The 18,070-nt window shown below is 46.2% G+C and carries 7 protein-coding genes; 4 read left to right on the top strand and 3 right to left on the bottom strand.

Annotation, left to right across the window (positions count from 1 at the left end; genetic code table 11):
- Positions 1–143: 143 nt before the first annotated feature.
- A complete protein-coding gene (locus BB427_RS09020) occupies positions 144–2,087 on the bottom strand; it encodes an AsmA family protein (RefSeq protein ID WP_069020438.1) in 1,944 nt (647 codons plus the stop codon).
- Positions 2,088–2,286: 199 nt separating this feature from the next.
- Between BB427_RS09020 and BB427_RS09015 the strand changes: the two genes are divergently transcribed.
- Both BB427_RS09015 and BB427_RS09010 read left to right on the top strand, forming a co-directional pair.
- Complete coding sequence (locus BB427_RS09015; RefSeq protein WP_069020436.1) at positions 2,287–3,453, top strand: hypothetical protein; 1,167 nt, start codon at positions 2,287–2,289, stop codon at positions 3,451–3,453.
- A 269-nt stretch (positions 3,454–3,722) separates the two neighbouring features.
- A complete protein-coding gene (locus BB427_RS09010; protein ID WP_045987792.1) occupies positions 3,723–4,394 on the top strand; it encodes a TorF family putative porin in 672 nt (223 codons plus the stop codon).
- 140 nt (positions 4,395–4,534) lie between these two features.
- On the opposite strand, the gene BB427_RS09005 is transcribed toward BB427_RS09010, so the two are convergent.
- Together BB427_RS09005 and purT are read right to left on the bottom strand one after the other, a co-directional pair.
- Positions 4,535–5,428, bottom strand: coding sequence for an aldo/keto reductase (locus tag BB427_RS09005; protein WP_069020434.1), 894 nt, complete (start codon positions 5,426–5,428; stop codon positions 4,535–4,537).
- Entirely contained in the window at positions 5,425–6,612 is a 1,188-nt protein-coding gene (gene purT / locus BB427_RS09000; protein ID WP_069020433.1) for a formate-dependent phosphoribosylglycinamide formyltransferase, read from the bottom strand. The genes BB427_RS09005 and purT overlap by 4 nt, the downstream gene beginning before the upstream one ends.
- A 161-nt stretch (positions 6,613–6,773) precedes the next feature.
- Here purT and BB427_RS08995 point away from each other — a divergent pair, with 161 nt between their 5' ends.
- Together BB427_RS08995 and BB427_RS08990 are read left to right on the top strand one after the other, a co-directional pair.
- Positions 6,774–11,756: a non-ribosomal peptide synthetase gene (locus BB427_RS08995; protein WP_069020431.1), complete on the top strand. Its 4,983-nt coding sequence runs from the start codon at positions 6,774–6,776 to the stop codon at positions 11,754–11,756.
- A 2-nt stretch (positions 11,757–11,758) separates the two neighbouring features.
- Positions 11,759–18,070 (top strand): non-ribosomal peptide synthetase, encoded by a 6,312-nt coding sequence (locus BB427_RS08990; RefSeq protein ID WP_069020429.1) that lies wholly within the window; start codon positions 11,759–11,761, stop codon positions 18,068–18,070.

Here is an 18,070-nt window from a genome sequence, read left to right as displayed (position 1 = left end):
AGCCATCATAAGCTCACTATAACTGCATATAGATAATTAACTCGCGATAAATATAGAACAAGGGCTACCATCGGCAAGCCCTTGTTAAGCTGAAATTGATTTAAAACAAACAGATGAGCTGTTTATTGAAGCGTCATAAAGATCTATCCACCAAACAAACCTTTAAGTTTGTCTTTTACCTTATCCTTAACCTTGTCTTTGGCTTTGTCTTTTGCCGCTTCTTTTAGGTCTAGACTAGTTTCAACTTTGTGGAATGGACCTTTGATCCGCACTGGAATTTTAAAACCGGTACTGTCATCGCTGCTAGCTTGCCCTTCAATGGTATCAACAATTCCAGTCACCACACGGTAATCAACTAAAGTTTGTGGTAAATCAACGGTGCCCTTGCCTGTCACTCGTAGTAACGGGCTTGCCAACGAGAAGTCATCGTTTTGACCTACGCCTTTGGTAAAGACAAAGGTGCCAGTCATGGCTGAGAAGTCAGTTTTTTGATCCGGATCGAAATTGGCATTGAGTCCTTGCGATACCGAAGAGAAGTCACCTTTGAGCATCTCTTTGCCCTTACGGATCATCTCAGCAAGGTTTGCGCCTTTTACGCCACCATCTTTGAACTCAAAACCTAATTTACCACCTAGAGCATTCACAAATTGCTTTTGACTGATACCTTGTGTGTTTAACGCCCAATTAAGACTACCTTTACCCAATACTTTGTCAAAGCCAATGGCATCGGTCAGTAGTGGCTCGGCATTAATTGCCGTTAACGCAAAGTCAGTACTGATGGCATAAGGTTTTGTTGCTGCATTTACAACAACCTTACCTTTACCCTGACCTTCATAGGCTTGGAATTTATCTAGGCTCAATGTTGCCTTACCTGAGTTAAGTACTAAGCTGATTTGGTTTTCGCCAAGCTTAATTTCTCTCGCACGTAGCCCTGTAGAGGTGATCTTCACATTCGCATTGAGGCTATTAAGTGCTGACAAATCAATTGCAGTGCCATCCCACACGATAGGCTGTGCTGGTGCGCCTTCTGACTCAGGTTGCGTTTGTGGTTTTTCCACAGGTTCTGGCAAATAAGGGTTAAGATCTAACATGCCAAGGTCAACACTCGCGGTAATATCTGGCTTACCTGAGAGGGTGACTTTACTTTGACCTTTTATTACCAATTCGTCCAAGGTTGCCTCTAAGGCAGTGAGAGTAAAGACTTGCCCTTGCATCGTCATTTTGGCGTTTAGGCCAAAGTCATTGAACGCATTTTCTTTGGCTTTTAGGTCAACGCCCTGCCACTTAGCTAGCGCTTTTACCGAGTCGCCAGTCAAGGCTAATTGACCGCGAATGGTTTTACCTTGCTCTGCAATTTCACCTTTATAGTCAAGGTTGAACAGCGCTGATTTTACTTGTTGTTCAACATTAAAGGTTTCACCTTCGATCGCCTTTGCGGGGTTATCGAGTGTAGTAACTAGGTTAAAAGTTTGACCTTGAAAAGTCAGCTTGCCGTCGACTTCTAATGGTTGGTACAGTGACGATAGCATCACGCTAATGTCTAAATCAGTTACCTGATATTCAGCGCCTGTCACACCATCAAGGTAAGTCACCGAACCACCATAAATCGCCACTTCGCCAAGGCTAACATCTAAGCCTTCTGGTAACTGCATATTACCTTTTGAGCTGGTTTGCGCCGTTGGCGTGTTTTCTGCACTGGTGGGTAGCAACTGCCAATTAGCATTACCTTGTTTGTCGGTTTCTAGAATAATTTTAGGATTATTGATCACAAAGCGCTCAAGCTTAGCTTCACCAGACAGCGCACTTAACCACGGAATATGCACGGCAAGTTGCTCCATGGCAAACATATCTGGGCGACTGCCCGTTGCCATGTTGGCAAATCGCACTTGGTTTAGCTCAATGTGCAGCGTTGGGAAAATACCGATGTCAGAGTCGCCATCGATCGACAGTTTTCTACCTGTCACTGACTCAACCTGTGACGTGACTTGGTCAATAATTGCCTGTTTGGGGATTAAAAACGGGGCTGCGATAACAAGAATAATAATAAGCGCGACAATGGCGCCTACGATTTTAACTAGCCGGTTCATTGCTTTTCCTTCGTAAGGCTTGGTTCTCTTTATGATAACGGCTGTAGTCGAATATACCATGAATAAAGGCAAATAATTTGTACTGAGCGATTGCAACCTTTTGACTAATCGGTATGATCCTCGCCCTTGCCAGTTTTTAGCGTCATTAGCTATATTTTACTGGTTGGTTTATTAATCAAACTTGGAGTATCTAACCCGCATGAAGAAACTGCTCATATCACCGTCAAACATGGCCTTGGGCGAACAAGAAAGTCAGATTTATCAAAATATCCTCAAACAAGCCACGGAGATCAGCCTTAATCTGATGGCGGTTAAGGTGGAAAATCACCCTGAAGATTTTCTTGGTTGGTGTTATGAACTGCTTGATGTGGCGAAAAATCGTATCAATTTTGATTTACTGGATGACCATCAATTACCCACAGTGAAAAAGCTGCAAGATCTGCTCATCGCAGCGATTAGCTTTTTACAACTCAAAACGTTACGCATTGCGCCTTGGCCTATGGTGGCTGCATTTATTGCTAGTCACAAAGAAGTGATTGCACTAGATGAGCAATTAAAACTGATTGAGTACCTTAAACCAATGCGCAGCACTCCACTTAAAGACATGATCAAAGAAGATCGCCTCGCCTTTAGCGGTAAGCATGCTGCAAATTTAGATACCAGCGTGTATCAGTTTGACGTAGAGTGGTTTGCCTCCACCAAAAGTGCAAAAGGCTTTCACCAGTTATTAGACGACCTTCCGGGTGCTTTTGATGAAGCGCTAGCCGTAATCCCGGCAGAAGGTGACGTGACGCTCGAACATTACCAATCATTTATGGTCGGGTATTTAAGTGCCTTTGCTGGCAGCGAGGAAAAGCCAACGCTTGCACCAGCTACTCGCCTATTAGCAATGCGTCGCCCTGATGTGTTCACGCCAATAACCTCGAGCAAGCTTGACGCTTTGTGCCAAGCATTTGGTGTTGCTAAACTTAACAATCGCGATTTTGAGCGTTACTGGACCGATGTCGTCAGCACCATTAAAGCAATGCCATGGTATACGATGGCCGCTCCCGTGGATGAGTTTGAAACGCAACTTGCTGAAATTAAAGCGCTGCTACCATGCCTGTTTTATTACGCGGATAAAGACACCGCCACTAACTCCAATTACTTTAAGCTACTGCATAAACCTCAGCGCAGCGGCACCAGTGGTGGCAAAAAAACAGTACGCCGCGGTAAAGAGTCAGCAGAAGTGTTAGTCGACCGCGCACTCGCGGATGAGTCTATTCCAGAGCATATTCGCACCAAACGTGACTCAATAGTCGCTGAAGTGGAAAAAGGCCGCAGTGTTGATGAAACCATCAGCCTAATGCGCACCATCTTTGGATAACTAACCTAAACTTCAATAACGGCTAGCGCAATCCATAGCTTGCATTAATATCGTGCAAGCTGTGGTACTTTGCACCAGCCATGTGCAACATTTATGCAAATCACTCTGTCCTACCTTCGAAACTCAGAAATTAAATTCTAACATTTTTAATAACATAGAATAAATTCTCCGCTATTTCCTGACATTGGCCTCCCCCTTGCACTCACTCTTTGCAGAAAATGCAATGACAACAACCGAATAATAACTCTGCGTTCAATGGGGAAAACAGAATGAAAAACAAACCTTTACTTATGCTACTCGGCGGCCTGACTGCGTGCTTTTGTGTCTCTGCTCAGGCGGAAGTGACCGCGAATATTGCGGCAAGCTCAAATTATTACTGGCGTGGTATCACCCAGACTGATGACGGCGCAGCGGTGTCTGGCGGCTTGGATTATAGCAATGAGTCTGGGTTTTATGCGGGCACTTGGGTCTCTAACATCGACTTTGGCGACTCAGCCAGTTACGAAATGGATCTGTACGCGGGTTACGCTGGCGAAATCAAGGGCATGAGTTTTGATTTCGGTTATATCCACTACGCCTATCCCGATGCCAGTGGAGATATTGATTTTGGCGAGATTTACGCCGCGCTTGGCTGGCAATACTTTACGTTTAAACTCAGCCACCTAGCCACAGCACAAAGCGATTCAAGCACAGAAGAAGACATGCTATATGCCGAAGTGTCGGCCAGCTTCCCCATTTTTAAAGACAGTGAATTAACTCTACATATTGGTCGCTCCAGCGGAGACACAGTGCTTGAGTGGACAGGAGAAGACGACGCTTATATGGATTACGGGGTGAGTTTATCTACGCAAGGCTTTACCTTTGGATTAGTAAAAACCGACCTAGACAGTAGCGACGATATCAAAGCATACGTAAGTTATGGATTAGATTTTAATCTGTGATGACCAAAGGTGAACGGCCCTGTGACAGCCGCACACCTTATTTTTTACTTGCTGCAACACGTAGGGCCGAAAGGCCCTTTTTTTGTGGCTAAATCTGTAAGACTGTGCGTAAATTGGCTTCAATCCACGCAGATAACACTTTATGGTACGCTATGCCCAGTAGACGCCGTCCAAATGCGATACCACTGCTCGCGGTTTATGCTAAGTGACTGTGAAGCAAACGCGCTGGCAACTCGAGTGATATTTCCCGTTCCAAGCACAGTAGCAGGTTTCGATGGATGCATCGCAAGCCATGCGTAGATCACTTGATCAATTTCAGTGCAACCAATCTCTTCACCCACTTGCTGTAGCACCGCACGCAGGCGTTTGGCTTTTTCATCTTCACTGGAGAATATTCTGCCCCCTGCTAGCGGCGACCACAGCATAGGGTTCATACCCAGTTGTTGGCACTGATCAAGCGTGCCATCGTCAAGCGCTTTCATCTCATAAGGTGAAAACTCAATTTGGTTAGTCACTAAAGCGAAATCGAGTCTCGATTGTAATAAGGCAAGCTGGCTGGGTGTAAAGTTCGAGACCCCAAAATGCAGCACATCGCCGTTTTGTTTGAGGGTATGAAACGCATCGGCAACTTCATCAGCATCCATCAGATAATCCGGGCGATGGATCAACAGCACATCTAGCCTATCCGTGCCGAAATGCTTTAGTGATTGCTGCGCTTGGGCAATGATATGCGTCTTACTCGAATCGTAGTGGTTCGCCTTTCCCGCTAATCCCAAGCTCGGAAATGCGGGCTTAATGCCACATTTAGTGATGATCCGAATGTGCTCTCGAATACTAGGCTCAAGCGCTAAGGCTTTGCCAAACTCCGCCTCACACTGATACTCACCGTAAATATCAGCATGATCAGTATCGCGTATTCCAAGCTCAATCGCTTGCTTTAAAAAGCGTAAATTTTCTTGCGGCGTAATTTGCCAATCTAATAGCCGCCAAAACCCCAATACGAATGGGTCAAGTACGCGGGTATTTGCGTTCATAACGTAATTCCTACTTGTGCAACCACTTGCTTGGCTTTCTCAACAGCACTTTCAGCCGAGTCTGAGCGCGCTAACGCCACACCCATTCTGCGCTTGCCACTCACCTCTGGTTTACCAAATAAACGAATATCCGTTAGTGGCTCTGCAAGCGCTTGTGCAAGATTGTTGAACTGTAATTGTGTTGATTCCCCTTCGACAAGGATCACGCTAGATGCTGATGGCCCATTGAAATGAATGCTGGGAATAGGCAAACCTAAAATTGCCCGAGCATGCAGCGCAAACTCACTTAAATCTTGCGAGATAAGCGTGACCATACCGGTATCATGTGGCCTTGGTGAGACTTCGCTGAAGTAAACTTCATCACCCTTAATAAACAGCTCAACGCCAAACAGACCCCGACCGCCCAGTGCTGCCGTGACTTTTTCAGCCATCGCTTTGCTGCGCTCTAGCGCGAGTGCTGACATCTGCTGCGGCTGCCAGCTTTGCTGATAATCACCGTCTTGTTGCACATGTCCAATTGGCTCACAAAAACTCGTACCATCGATATGGCGTACGGTTAGCAGCGTAATTTCGTAGTCAAAATCAACAAAACCTTCCACAATCACTCTGCCCTGACCTGCACGCCCACCTTCTTGAGCATAGTGCCAAGCCGCTTCGATATCCGCGGCACTTTTAATCACACTTTGCCCTTTACCTGACGAGCTCATGATAGGCTTAACCACACACGGCATGCCGATACGCGCGACAGCAGCATTAAAGTCTGCCAAGGTGTCAACGAATTGATAGGGTGAAGTCGCAAGCCCAAGCGTTTCAGCGGCAAGACGGCGGATCCCTTCTCGGTTCATGGTCAGTTGAGTCGCTTTGGCGGTTGGCACCACCGTGTAACCTTCAGCCTCTAATTCCACCAACTTATCCGTCGCAATGGCTTCGATTTCCGGCACGATATAATCAGGTTGCTCTTGTTCAATAATCGCTTTGAGTTTTTCACCATCCAACATAGACAAGGTATAGCTGCGATCTGCCACTTGCATCGCTGGCGCATTGTCGTAGCGATCTAAGACAATCACTTCTGCACCTAAGCGCTTAAATTCGATAACGACTTCCTTTCCTAACTCGCCACCACCGCAGAGTAATACTTTGCAAGCAGTTGCCGAAAAGGGCGTGCCCAGAGGTTTGATTTTCATGATGATTCCTTGGTTGGTTTGATGCCCCATGGTAGCGACTTTTTGTCATATGCAAAAGCTGAGAAGACGGCAATTCAACTCGAAATCACAAAATACACATTTCAAACACATTCTTTACATATTGTACACAAGAGCATTTTTATATTTAAAGGATTACTTCAATGACCGCCCAGTCTCCTATTGATTACAGCACTCAGCCGCAGATCTTATTAACGCAGGCATTCAGCCAATACGCCAATAAAGTTGCACTGGTATTTAACGGTACGCAAGTCACCTATCAAGCACTTGAAGAGCAGGTAACACGAGTCGCCGCGAATATTCAGCAACAAGCTAATCTGAGCCAATCTCAATCACCTTATGTGGCACTATATCTTGAGCGTGGCATTGATATGGTCGTGGGGATCTTAGCGGCAATCAAATCAGGACTGGGTTATATCCCTATTTCCACTGAGGCACCCAAAGCTCGCTGCGAGTTTATTCTTGAAGATAGCCAACCGGCGCTTATCGTCACCCATGGGCATTATCAAGCGCTGCCACAATTTGGCCATACACCTCAAGTGTTGATCGAATCTCCTGCAACGCAAGCCTTTGTTACTCCTGATTATAAAATGAGTGATATTGCCTATGTGATCTACACCTCGGGCACCACTGGCACGCCAAAAGGCGTAGAAGTACCTTACCAAAATTTACTTTATTTAGCCGAGTCACAAATTGGCCGCTTTGAACTAGACCAACTTGACCGCGTTATGATGTTTGCCTCTTATATTTTCGATGCCAGTGTATTTGAGCTGCTCGTGCATATCATGTTGGGCCAAACTGTATTTGTAACGACAGAAACCGAGCGACGCGATGCCAAAGCGCTAAGCCAATTGATCTCAAAAAATGCGATTCAATTTGGCGCTATCCCTCCTGCATTGCTGGCTTTGATGGATCCCCGAGATTTGCGCTCTATGCGCAAATTAATCGTCGCAGGAGAAACCCCAAACCTAGAAATGCTTTCTCGACTTTCAGAAGTCACGCGAGTGTTTAACGGTTATGGTCCTACCGAATATACCGTGTGCACCTGCGCCAATGAATATACCAATGCCGACTCCGAATTTAATATTGGTCAACCTTTTGTGAATACCAGACTTTATGTGCTAGATGAGCAATTGCAACAAGTAGCCAATGGCGCTATCGGTGAGCTCTATATTAGTGGTGCAGGTTTAGCAAAAGGATACTTAAACCGTCCTGAACTCACAAAATCTCGATTTATCGCCAACCCCTATTATCAAGCAGAAGTCGATCCTGTGCACTTCGCTAGACTTTATAAAACTGGCGACTTAGTAAGTTTTGACGGTGATAATTATCATTTTGTTGGTCGTAATGACAACCAAATTAAGCTACGCGGATTTCGTATTGAGTTAGGTGAAATAGAAAAAGTTGTTGCCCAACATGAGGCAGTAAAACTTGCAAGCTGCCAAGTAGTACAACGAGGTAATGCTAAGTTCTTGGTAGCATTTATCGTTCCTCATAGTGAACCTACAGCAGACCTTGGACAACACATCAGCCAGTTAGCAGAAAAACTACTGCCAGACTATATGCTGCCTGATCACTATCAATGTTTAGACGCATTACCCATGACCGAAAACGGGAAGGTAGATAGCCGCGCACTCGCTAATTACGAATTAAGTAGCCAACAAGACCAACCGCAAGATCAGCTTAGCCAAGAACAACAAGCTTTTTTAGCGCAGTTTCAAGGTTTCTGTTTGCCAGGTCTTGGCTGGCAACAAGATTTTTTCCAACAAGGTGGAGACTCCATCTCCGCAATCAACCTTAGCAACCAGTTATTTCAGCAGCTCGGCTTAAGCGTGCCAACACATCTAATCTATCGCTATCGTAGTGCTGGACAAGTATGGCAGGCAATGCAAACTCAACACTTTGAAACCATTGCGATTCCAAAGCGCGGTGCTGATTTTGAGGAAGTCGCCCCGCTATCACTGCAACAACGCGCGATTTGGTTTTTAGCCAAAGCCGATCCAAGCGATAAAGCCTATCATGCAAAGTGTACAATCACCTTCAGTGGCGATTTAAATGTACCTGCACTACAAGGTGCATTACAAGATATCGTTGATAACCATGCGATTTTCCGTACTAGCTACGACTTACATGAGCCGCTGCAGTATATTGCAAAGCACTACCAGCAAGACGTGCCTTACTTTGACTTTAGTGAGTATCAAGAAGCACAAGCATTAGCTGAGGTCGATAAACTCGTTAATGGTCATATGAATGATATTTTTGCGATTGACCAATTACCGCTGGCACGCTGGGCAATTGTAAAAATTAGCGAATGTAAACATGTACTTATTCATATTGAACATCACTTAGTACATGATGGTTGGTCTTCTAACATCTTCCTTGATCACCTATTTAGTTGTTATAAACAGCGCTTGAATGGCGCAAGCCAAGGTACTTTGCCTGAGATCACACAATACGCCGATTACGCAGCCTATCAGCATCAATGGTTGGGAACAGAGCAAGCCGAGTTGCAACGTCAATTTTGGAAGGCACAACTTCAAGACGCACCGAGCCGTATTAACTTGCCTGTTTCTCGTCTCAGCGAAACCGCAACCGAACGTGGTCGCGCACACCGAGTTAAACTGCCTCGTTCGCTATGGAACAATTTAAAAGCCTACAGCCAAGCGCATCAGATCACGCCATTCGCCGTTGCCCTTGCGGCATTAAATATTGTCCTTTCGCGCTTTAGTGGCGATCAGGATATTTGTATTGGTTCTGGCGTTGCAAACCGAGGCTACACCAATGTGGATGATACCATTGGTATGCTCGTCAGCACCGTAGTGGCGCGAGTTCAGCAAACACCAGAAATGTCTGTTGAACAACTGGTACAGCATTGTTTTGAAGTCAGTAACGATATGCTGGCCAATCAAACCCTACCATTTACTGAAGTCGTCGCGGACGTAAACCCTGAGCGCATCAAAGGCGTCAATCCGTTATTCCAGATCTGTTTTAGCTTCCATGATTCACCACTCCCAGAGCTCACGCTTCCGGGATTAGATGATATTGAGTATTTCGAGGCAATCAGCAGTCAAGCGGCTAAGTTTGAGATTAATATCGTGGTGCTTACCCGTATGGGGCAAGATCAGGATGATTCGGTCACTATGTTATGGGAGTTTGACTTAAATCGCTACGATCCTTGGTTTATCGATGCCTTAAGTGACAACTTTAGTCATATTCTCGCGCAACTTATCAGCGTTGATGGGCAATTACCACTTGAGCAGTTGAGTTTACAAAGCCATGTTGAGCGCGATGTTCAAATAGCGCAGCACCAAAGCCAAGATTTACTGTCACTATTTACGCATCACGCGCAGTCGCGCAACCAGCAAACTGCACTTATCACCAGTCAAACAGAGTTAAGCTATCAGGCGTTAAGTACTCGATCAGACAGCCTTGCAGCACATATTCTTAAGCAGTATGGCACACTTGAGTATATCGGCCTATACCTGCAGCCCGGCATTGACACTGTAGTTGCAATGCTCGCCATCATGAAAGCTGGCGCCGCTTATGTGCCGCTATCGCCAAGAGCGCCAGCTGCCCGCAATGCTTTTATTATTGACGATGCTCAGCTCAAGTTAGTATTAACTAACACCATAAGTCAGCAAAGCTTGAGCGAAAATGAGCAATCAAATTGGCCACTGTTAAACTTGGATAATACATTCGCGCCTTGCGATATTGCACTTTGCCAACCGTCGCCTGATTCTGCAGCCTACATAATTTACACCTCAGGTACGACGGGCCAACCTAAGGGCGTTATTCAAAGCCATAAAAATGTTGCGCGCTTGCTATCTGCCAGTCAACCGCTTTACCACTTTAATAGCGAAGATACTTGGGTGCTTTATCACGATACGATTTTTGACTTTAGTGTTTGGGAAATATGGGGAGCACTGTGTCATGGCGGTCGGTTGTTTATTCCAAGTTACGAAGAAGCAAGAGACAGTTTTGGTTTTGTAAAGCAGTGTGAGCAATTTGCTGTCACCGTGCTTAACCAAACTCCCAGTGCATTCTATAATTTTAGTGATGTTGCCATTTCTGCGGCGGCGTCGCTCGATAGCCTTAGCACTGTGATCTTTGGTGGTGAGCAGCTCAACTACGATAAACTGAGTCCTTGGTGGCAACGCTTTGGTCAGCGTATTCAATTGGTCAATATGTACGGTATTACTGAAACCACAGTACATGTCACCTATCAACCTTTACACCCTAACATGAATACCCAGATTGCTGACATTGGCGTGCCGCTCAATGATATGCAGGCTTGGGTGCTGGATAGTCAGTTACGTCCCGTACCTGTGGGTTGTCCTGGAGAGCTGTTTATCTCTGGTGCAGGTTTGGCGATTGGGTATTTGAACCAACCAGAGCTGAGCGCCACTCGCTTTTTCGAGCTAACGCTCAATGGCAAACTCACTCGCGTTTACAAAACCGGTGATAACGCCAGATTATTACCAAGCGGTCATTTAGAATACCTAGGTCGTTTGGATAACCAAGTGAAGATCAGGGGTCATCGTATCGAGCTTGGTGAAGTCGAATCCCAATTGCTCAGCTGTAGCGGTGTTAAAGAAGCAGCAGTGATCACCTATACACGCCAAAATCAAACGGCACTAAGTGGCTATGCTGTGATGGAAAACCATGCTTATTTTGACGCCGAGCAGTTACTTAACCATCTACGAACGCAGCTGCCAGCATATATGGTACCGGATAGCATCACCCAACTCACGGCGATGCCACTAACCGTAAACGGAAAGCTAGATAGCAAAGCACTACCGCTACCGCAAATGTCATCATCAAACCAATACGCCGCGCCGCGCACTGCGCTTGAACAGACGCTGTGCCAAATTTGGCAAACCACATTAGAACTGGAACAAGTCGGTATCCATGATAATTTCTATCGTCTAGGTGGTAACTCCATCTTAGCAGTGCAGCTCGTGCGCAATGCCCATAAATGGCACCAGATTGCGATCCCGTTATCAGCGATCATTGCCAACCCATCGGTTGCTGCTCTGGCGCAATACCTAGACACCATAGAGCTGGGTGATATCACCCAATCTCAAGACGCACCTGCCACCACCTCTTCGCAGGTGATGGAGCTATAGTCATGGAGTTAACATCTTTACTGAACGACCTTCACGCGCAGCAGTTGCGCGTGTGGGTGTCTGAGCAAAATACCTTGGCACTGGGATATGAGGGTAACGTAGCGCCAACTTTGCTAACGGCACTCAAAGCACATAAAGCTGGACTATTGGCGCTACTAAGCGCCCACCAGATCTGCTCCGAAGCAGCCTTTTTAAGTTGGCCATTATTAAAACCAGTGCCGCTTTCCAATGCCCAGGCAAGGTTGCTGTATGTAGACAAACGTGCACCAAAGTCCTGTGCTTATCATATTCCAATGCTGGTTGAGCTGAATGATCCAGCGCAGCAACAAGATATAATCTCGGCACTAGCACAGCTGCTTGTCCATCACCCTATCCTAACGAGTGTGATTGAAACCGATGCTGAGCATTTTAACTGCCGAGCAACCTTACAACCTCTTGCGGTCGAGTATCACCGAGCAACCACTTTGGCTCATGTACAAACACTGGTAAGAGAGCACATTCACACGCCGTTTGATCTCCATACCCAAGCTCCCTTTAGAGTCTGTATTATTGAGCTTGAGCAAAGGCGTTTTATGCTTTTCCTTTGGCATCATATCGTCTTTGATGCTTGGTCAATGCGAGTCATGTTGCGCGATCTGGTTAGCTTGCTACGAGGAGAAAGCATTAAGCCATTAAGCTATTTTGACTTTGCCAAGTGGCAACAAAGGCAAGAACAAAGCGCTGCACACAGTTATTGGCAAACGCAACTTGCAGGCGCTCATGCCACACAAATTGCACCACTGTTCGCTACACAAACACACGAAACCGAATCGCTCACGCACTATTTTGCACTTTCACCACAGCAAAGTCAGGCATTGCGTGCCCTAGCAAAATCATTAAATACCACAGTGTACAGCGTGTTGCTTGCCCATTACTGTTATATTTTGGCACTTCATAGCGGTGAAACAGACATCGTGATTGGTGCGCCATCGGATAATCGAGATCACCCGCAAACGCAAGAAATGATTGGCTTTTTTGTCAACACCTTAGTGCTTAGAGTGAAGCTAGATTATCGCCAAAGTTTTGCCAGCCTCGTGCAGCAAGTTCATGAGACCGTGCGCGCCGCAAAACAATACCAAAGTTATCCTTATGATCAACAAGTTGCCTGTTTGAGTGAGGGAAAACACTCACCTCAGCCAAGCCTGATGTTTAGTGTACAGAGATTTGCCAGCGAGCTTATGGACGAGTTTGCGTTACCATTTTCAGCGGTTGATGCTTTTACTAACGAGTCTTTATATAACCCGATTAAATATGATTTCCGTCTGGCATTTGATGATAGCAATACAAATTTGCAAGGACAGATAAGTCTTGATCCCAATAAGTTTGATGATGCGTTTGCACAGCAATTTGCCCACACCTATCAGCAATTATTGGTACAGCAGGTAGAACACAGCGACGTCGCCCTTGAGCAATTATCAACGTCTCACCCAAGTACAAAGCCACCAGCGACCACCGTTAAGCAAACTTCAACCCTATCACTATATCAACAATTTTTGGCCTGCGCCTCAGCAACTCCAGATGCACCAGCATTACAAATCAACGATGAGGTCATTACTTACCAAACACTCGCTGCGCGTGTTCAGCACCTGGTTTTGCAACTCCAAGCACAGTTAACCCACGAGCAAAATCCAGTTGTCGCGCTGATGTTTGAGCGCAGTCCAGAGATGATAGTCGCCATATTAGCAACGCTTGGAGCGGGTGCTGGATATCTACCGCTCAATCCAGAGCAAGGCCAAGCACGTAGTGAGTTTATGTTGCAAGACAGTGGTGCTAACCTGCTACTTTGTCATCAAGCAACCTTGAATACGGCTATGTGTTTTAGCGCAATCACAGAGGTGCAAAACATTGACGAGTTAGCACAACAACCAGCTCCTGTTTTCAATTCAGATCAAGCACACTCACCGTGTCATTCATCACTTGCATATATTATTTATACTTCTGGAAGTACCGGCAAACCAAAAGGCGTTATGGTAGAACAGCGGCAAGTTCAGGCTTTGGTTCAAAGCGCAACTGCGGCTTACAATTTTAACTCAAGTGAAAAAACACTGAGTCTGGCTCCGTACTTTTTCGACGCGTCCGTAGAGCCACTCTTTTTAACACTGCTCAATGGTGCTTGCTGGGTGATCATGAATGAGGCAAGTGCAAAGTCGCCAGCCGTGATACGTGACGCGCTCGTTAGCCAAAAGATCAGTCACTTAGTCTCAGTTCCGGCATTTTTAAGTGCCATCGGTACGCCGCCTGACCACCATGCCCTACGGCGTGTTATCACGGGTGGCGAGCCTTGTGACCGCAATCTCATGGAGGCATGGACGCCTCTTCTTCATATTGAATATGGCCCAACCGAAACCACGGTAACGGCAACAGCAAACCATCAGCCGCTACATTCACGCTATTTCAATAATATTGGCGCACCGCTGGCTCATGTTGATATTCAAATCGTTGATGCCAACCTCAAGGCGCTGCCACCCTTTTGTCAAGGAGAGATCCTGATTGGTGGCGCAAGTGTCGCACGAGGCTATGTTAACCTTGCAGAGCAGACGGCGTCGCGCTTTATTAACTGGCACGGAACACGTATGTATCGCACGGGCGATCAGGCGCGGTATCTGGCAAACGGCGAGATCCAATTTTTAGGACGTGCCGATGAGCAGGTAAAAATTCGTGGCTATCGCATCGAGCTACAAGAAATAGAACACTTACTTAACCTGCACCCGCAAATCAACCAAGCTTGCATCAAAGTACAGCAAAACAACCATCTCATTGCTTATTTTACTGGCGACCAAACCCTCTCTCACACCGAGATTGTGAAGTGGCTACAACCACAATTGCCAGATTATATGCTGCCAAGTGCCACGTGTTGGCTCGAACAATTGCCTGTGCTCGCCTCTGGTAAAGTAGACAGCCGCAGCTTACCAAGCGTCGCACTGGTATCACAGACACCATATCGAGCACCACGCACGCCATTAGAGCAGCAGCTTTGTGATCTATGGCAGACGCAACTTGAGGTTGAGCTAGTAGGCATTGATGATGACTTTTTTGCCTTGGGCGGCCACTCTTTAAGTGCAATGACATTGGTCGCTAAAATGCACTCTAGCTGTAACGTTGACATCAGTTTGAGTCAATTTTTGCAAAGCAAAACGATAGCGCAACTGATATCACAGCAAGCTAGCAACGCCAGTGAGCCTTTACCGGTCGCATCAACATCACAATCACTTGATGAAATCATCGTGCCCGCGCAGCAGCAAGCGATGCTCACCAGCGAGCAATTAGCAACACAATCTGGCGCTTTTCATATCCCCCTACAGCTAAAATGCCAAAGTGGGCTACAACAGCAAACGTTACAACACGCAATCTATCAGCTGGTTGAGCGTCATGCTATTTTGCGCACCCGCTATACTCAACAGCAACAAGGTCGCTGGGCATATAAAGATGAGCAAGGCATGCCAACATGCGAAACTCTAATAAACACGCCGCATAGTGAATTTATCGCTCAGACATTTGACCTTGAAAATGATGCGCCGCTGCGGCTCGGACTGTATCACCAAGGTGATGAATTTGGCGTGTTACTGGTATTTCATCACATAGCCTTCGACGGCTGGTCTACACAAGTATTGTTGGATGAGCTGAACACGCTGCTATCGGGACACTCACTTGCCCCAACCTCACTGCAATTTCGCGACTATGCATATTGGCAATCAACACAACAATACGACGATGCCGCAGCATTTTGGCAGCAACACTTGATTGATATTGATGTCACCCCATGGCCAACCGATGAGCCAAGACAGGCTTTGTTTGATCATCAAGGTGAAGCATTCCCCTTTACCCTCTCAGCAACACTAACAGCTGAGTTAAGGGCGCTGGCAAAATCACATCAGGTATCTATGTACAACTTACTACTGTGTGCTTTTCAGCTCGCATTGTGTGCATGGGATAGTCGTGAAAGTATCGTCGTTGGCTCCCCCACCGATAACCGCGATTCGGCATTTAAAGATACGCTAGGTTACTTTGTTAATACCTTACCGATGCCGCTGCATGTCGACTTAAATAAGAGTTTTTCTGACTATCTAAGACAAAGCCAAACGCTGTTACTTGCGGCAAAATCTCACCAACAATTGCCACTAGAGTCAATTGCCGCGCAACTTGGGTTGATCCGAGAAGTGGGTGTATCGCCACTGTTCCAAGTGTTTTTTACCTTTGATCAGTTCTCACTACCAACAGCGCAATATCAACATTTTGAAGTCGCCAGCGACACCGCCCAGCAAAACCAATATCACCCGGCCAAGTTTGACTGGAATTTGGTGATTAAAGATATGCCAGACCAACTGATTGGTCAGCTTATTGTTGCTCGCAGTCGTTATCAGTCTTCCCGCTGCCAACAATTTGTGCACTTTTTCTGCCGTTATCTTGAAAATCTCTGTCAGTACAACGAGAAGCCTTTACTACAATGCCCTTTAGTTAGCACTGAGTATCTACAGCAAGTCATCTCAGAAACTCGATTATCACAACCAAATGACGCTTTTTTAGTGCAATTTGCGAAGACAGTAGCAGCGTATCCAGAACGCACAGCATTAAGCTTCGCCGAGCAAACCGTGAGTTACCGCGAGCTAGACTTGTTTTCTGATCACTTAGCAACACAATTGATTGCAACCAATGACGAAGGCTCGCCAGTTGCACTTTATTTTGATAAAGGTATAGAAGCCCCCATTGCAATGCTAGCGGCGCTAAAAGCGGGCATGCCCTTTGTATCACTCTCAGCCAATCATCCCGTTGCTCGTCGCCAAGAGATTATGGCAAAAGCGCAGGCAAAACTGCTCCTTAGTCGCACACCACTCAGCTGGAATGCATTGCCAACACTGACCCTTGATGTACAGACATTACAGCAAAGTGCTCAACTACGGCCGTTCTCAGCCAACAATCATGCAACAGACAAACTGGCTTACCTCATTTTTACTTCGGGGACGACGGGAGAGCCAAAAGGGGCGATGCTGTCTTACCAGGGTCTTGCTAACCTCTGCACCGAGAAGCGCAACACCCATAAATTAGAGGGAAATACTCAGGTAGTCACTAGTCAATATGCTGAATATGTTTTTGATGCCTGTATTTGCGAGATATTCCCAGCCCTAGCTGCCGGCGCCAAACTGGAAATCATTCCAGAGCCAATACGCAAAGATCCACAACAGCTGTGTCGCTATCTCAAAGCTAAGCAGGTCAACGTCGCGTTTATTCCTACGGTATTTATCAATCAGTTTCCAAAGTGGATAGCGGATATTAACTTAACCGTATTGTATTCCGGTGGTTCTCGTTTAGACCCAGTCAGCCACAAGTTGGCAGAGCATCATTTCAATGAATATGGGTTAAGTGAAACAAGTGTTACCGCAACACTTAGTGAAGTGCACCCCAATACAGCAATCACTATTGGTAAGCCTATTCGTAACACTCGCTGCTATGTGTTGGACTCTTTTATGCGGATTTTACCGAACGGTGCGTTGGGTGAGCTATACATCGCCGGTGATTGCGTCGGTTTGGGCTATTGGCAGTCACCAAAGCAAACGGCAAAACACTATATTGACTATCGCCTTCGCGGTGACAACAACCACTTTTCTGACGAAAAGCTCTACCGCAGCGGAGACTTAGTGCGTAAAAATCAGCAAGGTGAATTCGAGTTTGTTGCCAGAGCTGACAAACAGTGGGATTTACATGGTCACCGCGTCGAGCCAGGCGAAATCGAGTATAAACTCAAAGCGCATCCAGATGTTGAGCATGCCGTTGCACACTTACATTTAAGTGAAACAGGCAAAGTGCTGTTGGGTTATGTCGTACTTAACGCCAACACTAAGTGTGATGTAAACGACCTTCGCCAATGGTTGAATCAACAACTCCCAGGCTATATGCAGCTTGCTGCGATATCACAGATTGACGCACTTCCAATGACAGTAAATGGCAAACTTGATACCACACAGCTCATCATTCCAATGCTGCAAGATAGTATTACCTATATCGCGCCAGAGACGGAACTACAACAACAACTTGCCAATGCTTGGCAGCAAGTACTTAAAGTCTCAGAGATTGGCCTACAACACGACTTTTTTGCTTTGGGTGGCTCATCCATACAGGCAGCACAAGTTACCGCCCTGTGTAGTCAAGCGCTCGGCAACGAAATTGCCGTTGCAACCTTACTGACTTACCCACAACTTGACGCATTTGCCACGCAAGTAGAACAACAGCTAAACGCGCTCGCCAGTAGCGAAGACTGCGAATTTGAAATGGAGTTATAA

Origin of the sequence: Pseudoalteromonas sp. BMB, assembly GCF_001709235.1 — a bacterium.
In the GTDB taxonomy this organism is placed as follows: domain Bacteria; phylum Pseudomonadota; class Gammaproteobacteria; order Enterobacterales; family Alteromonadaceae; genus Pseudoalteromonas; species Pseudoalteromonas maricaloris.
The sequence above is the reverse complement of the archived record's forward strand: the minus strand, read 5'-3'. Positions and strand labels throughout refer to the sequence as shown.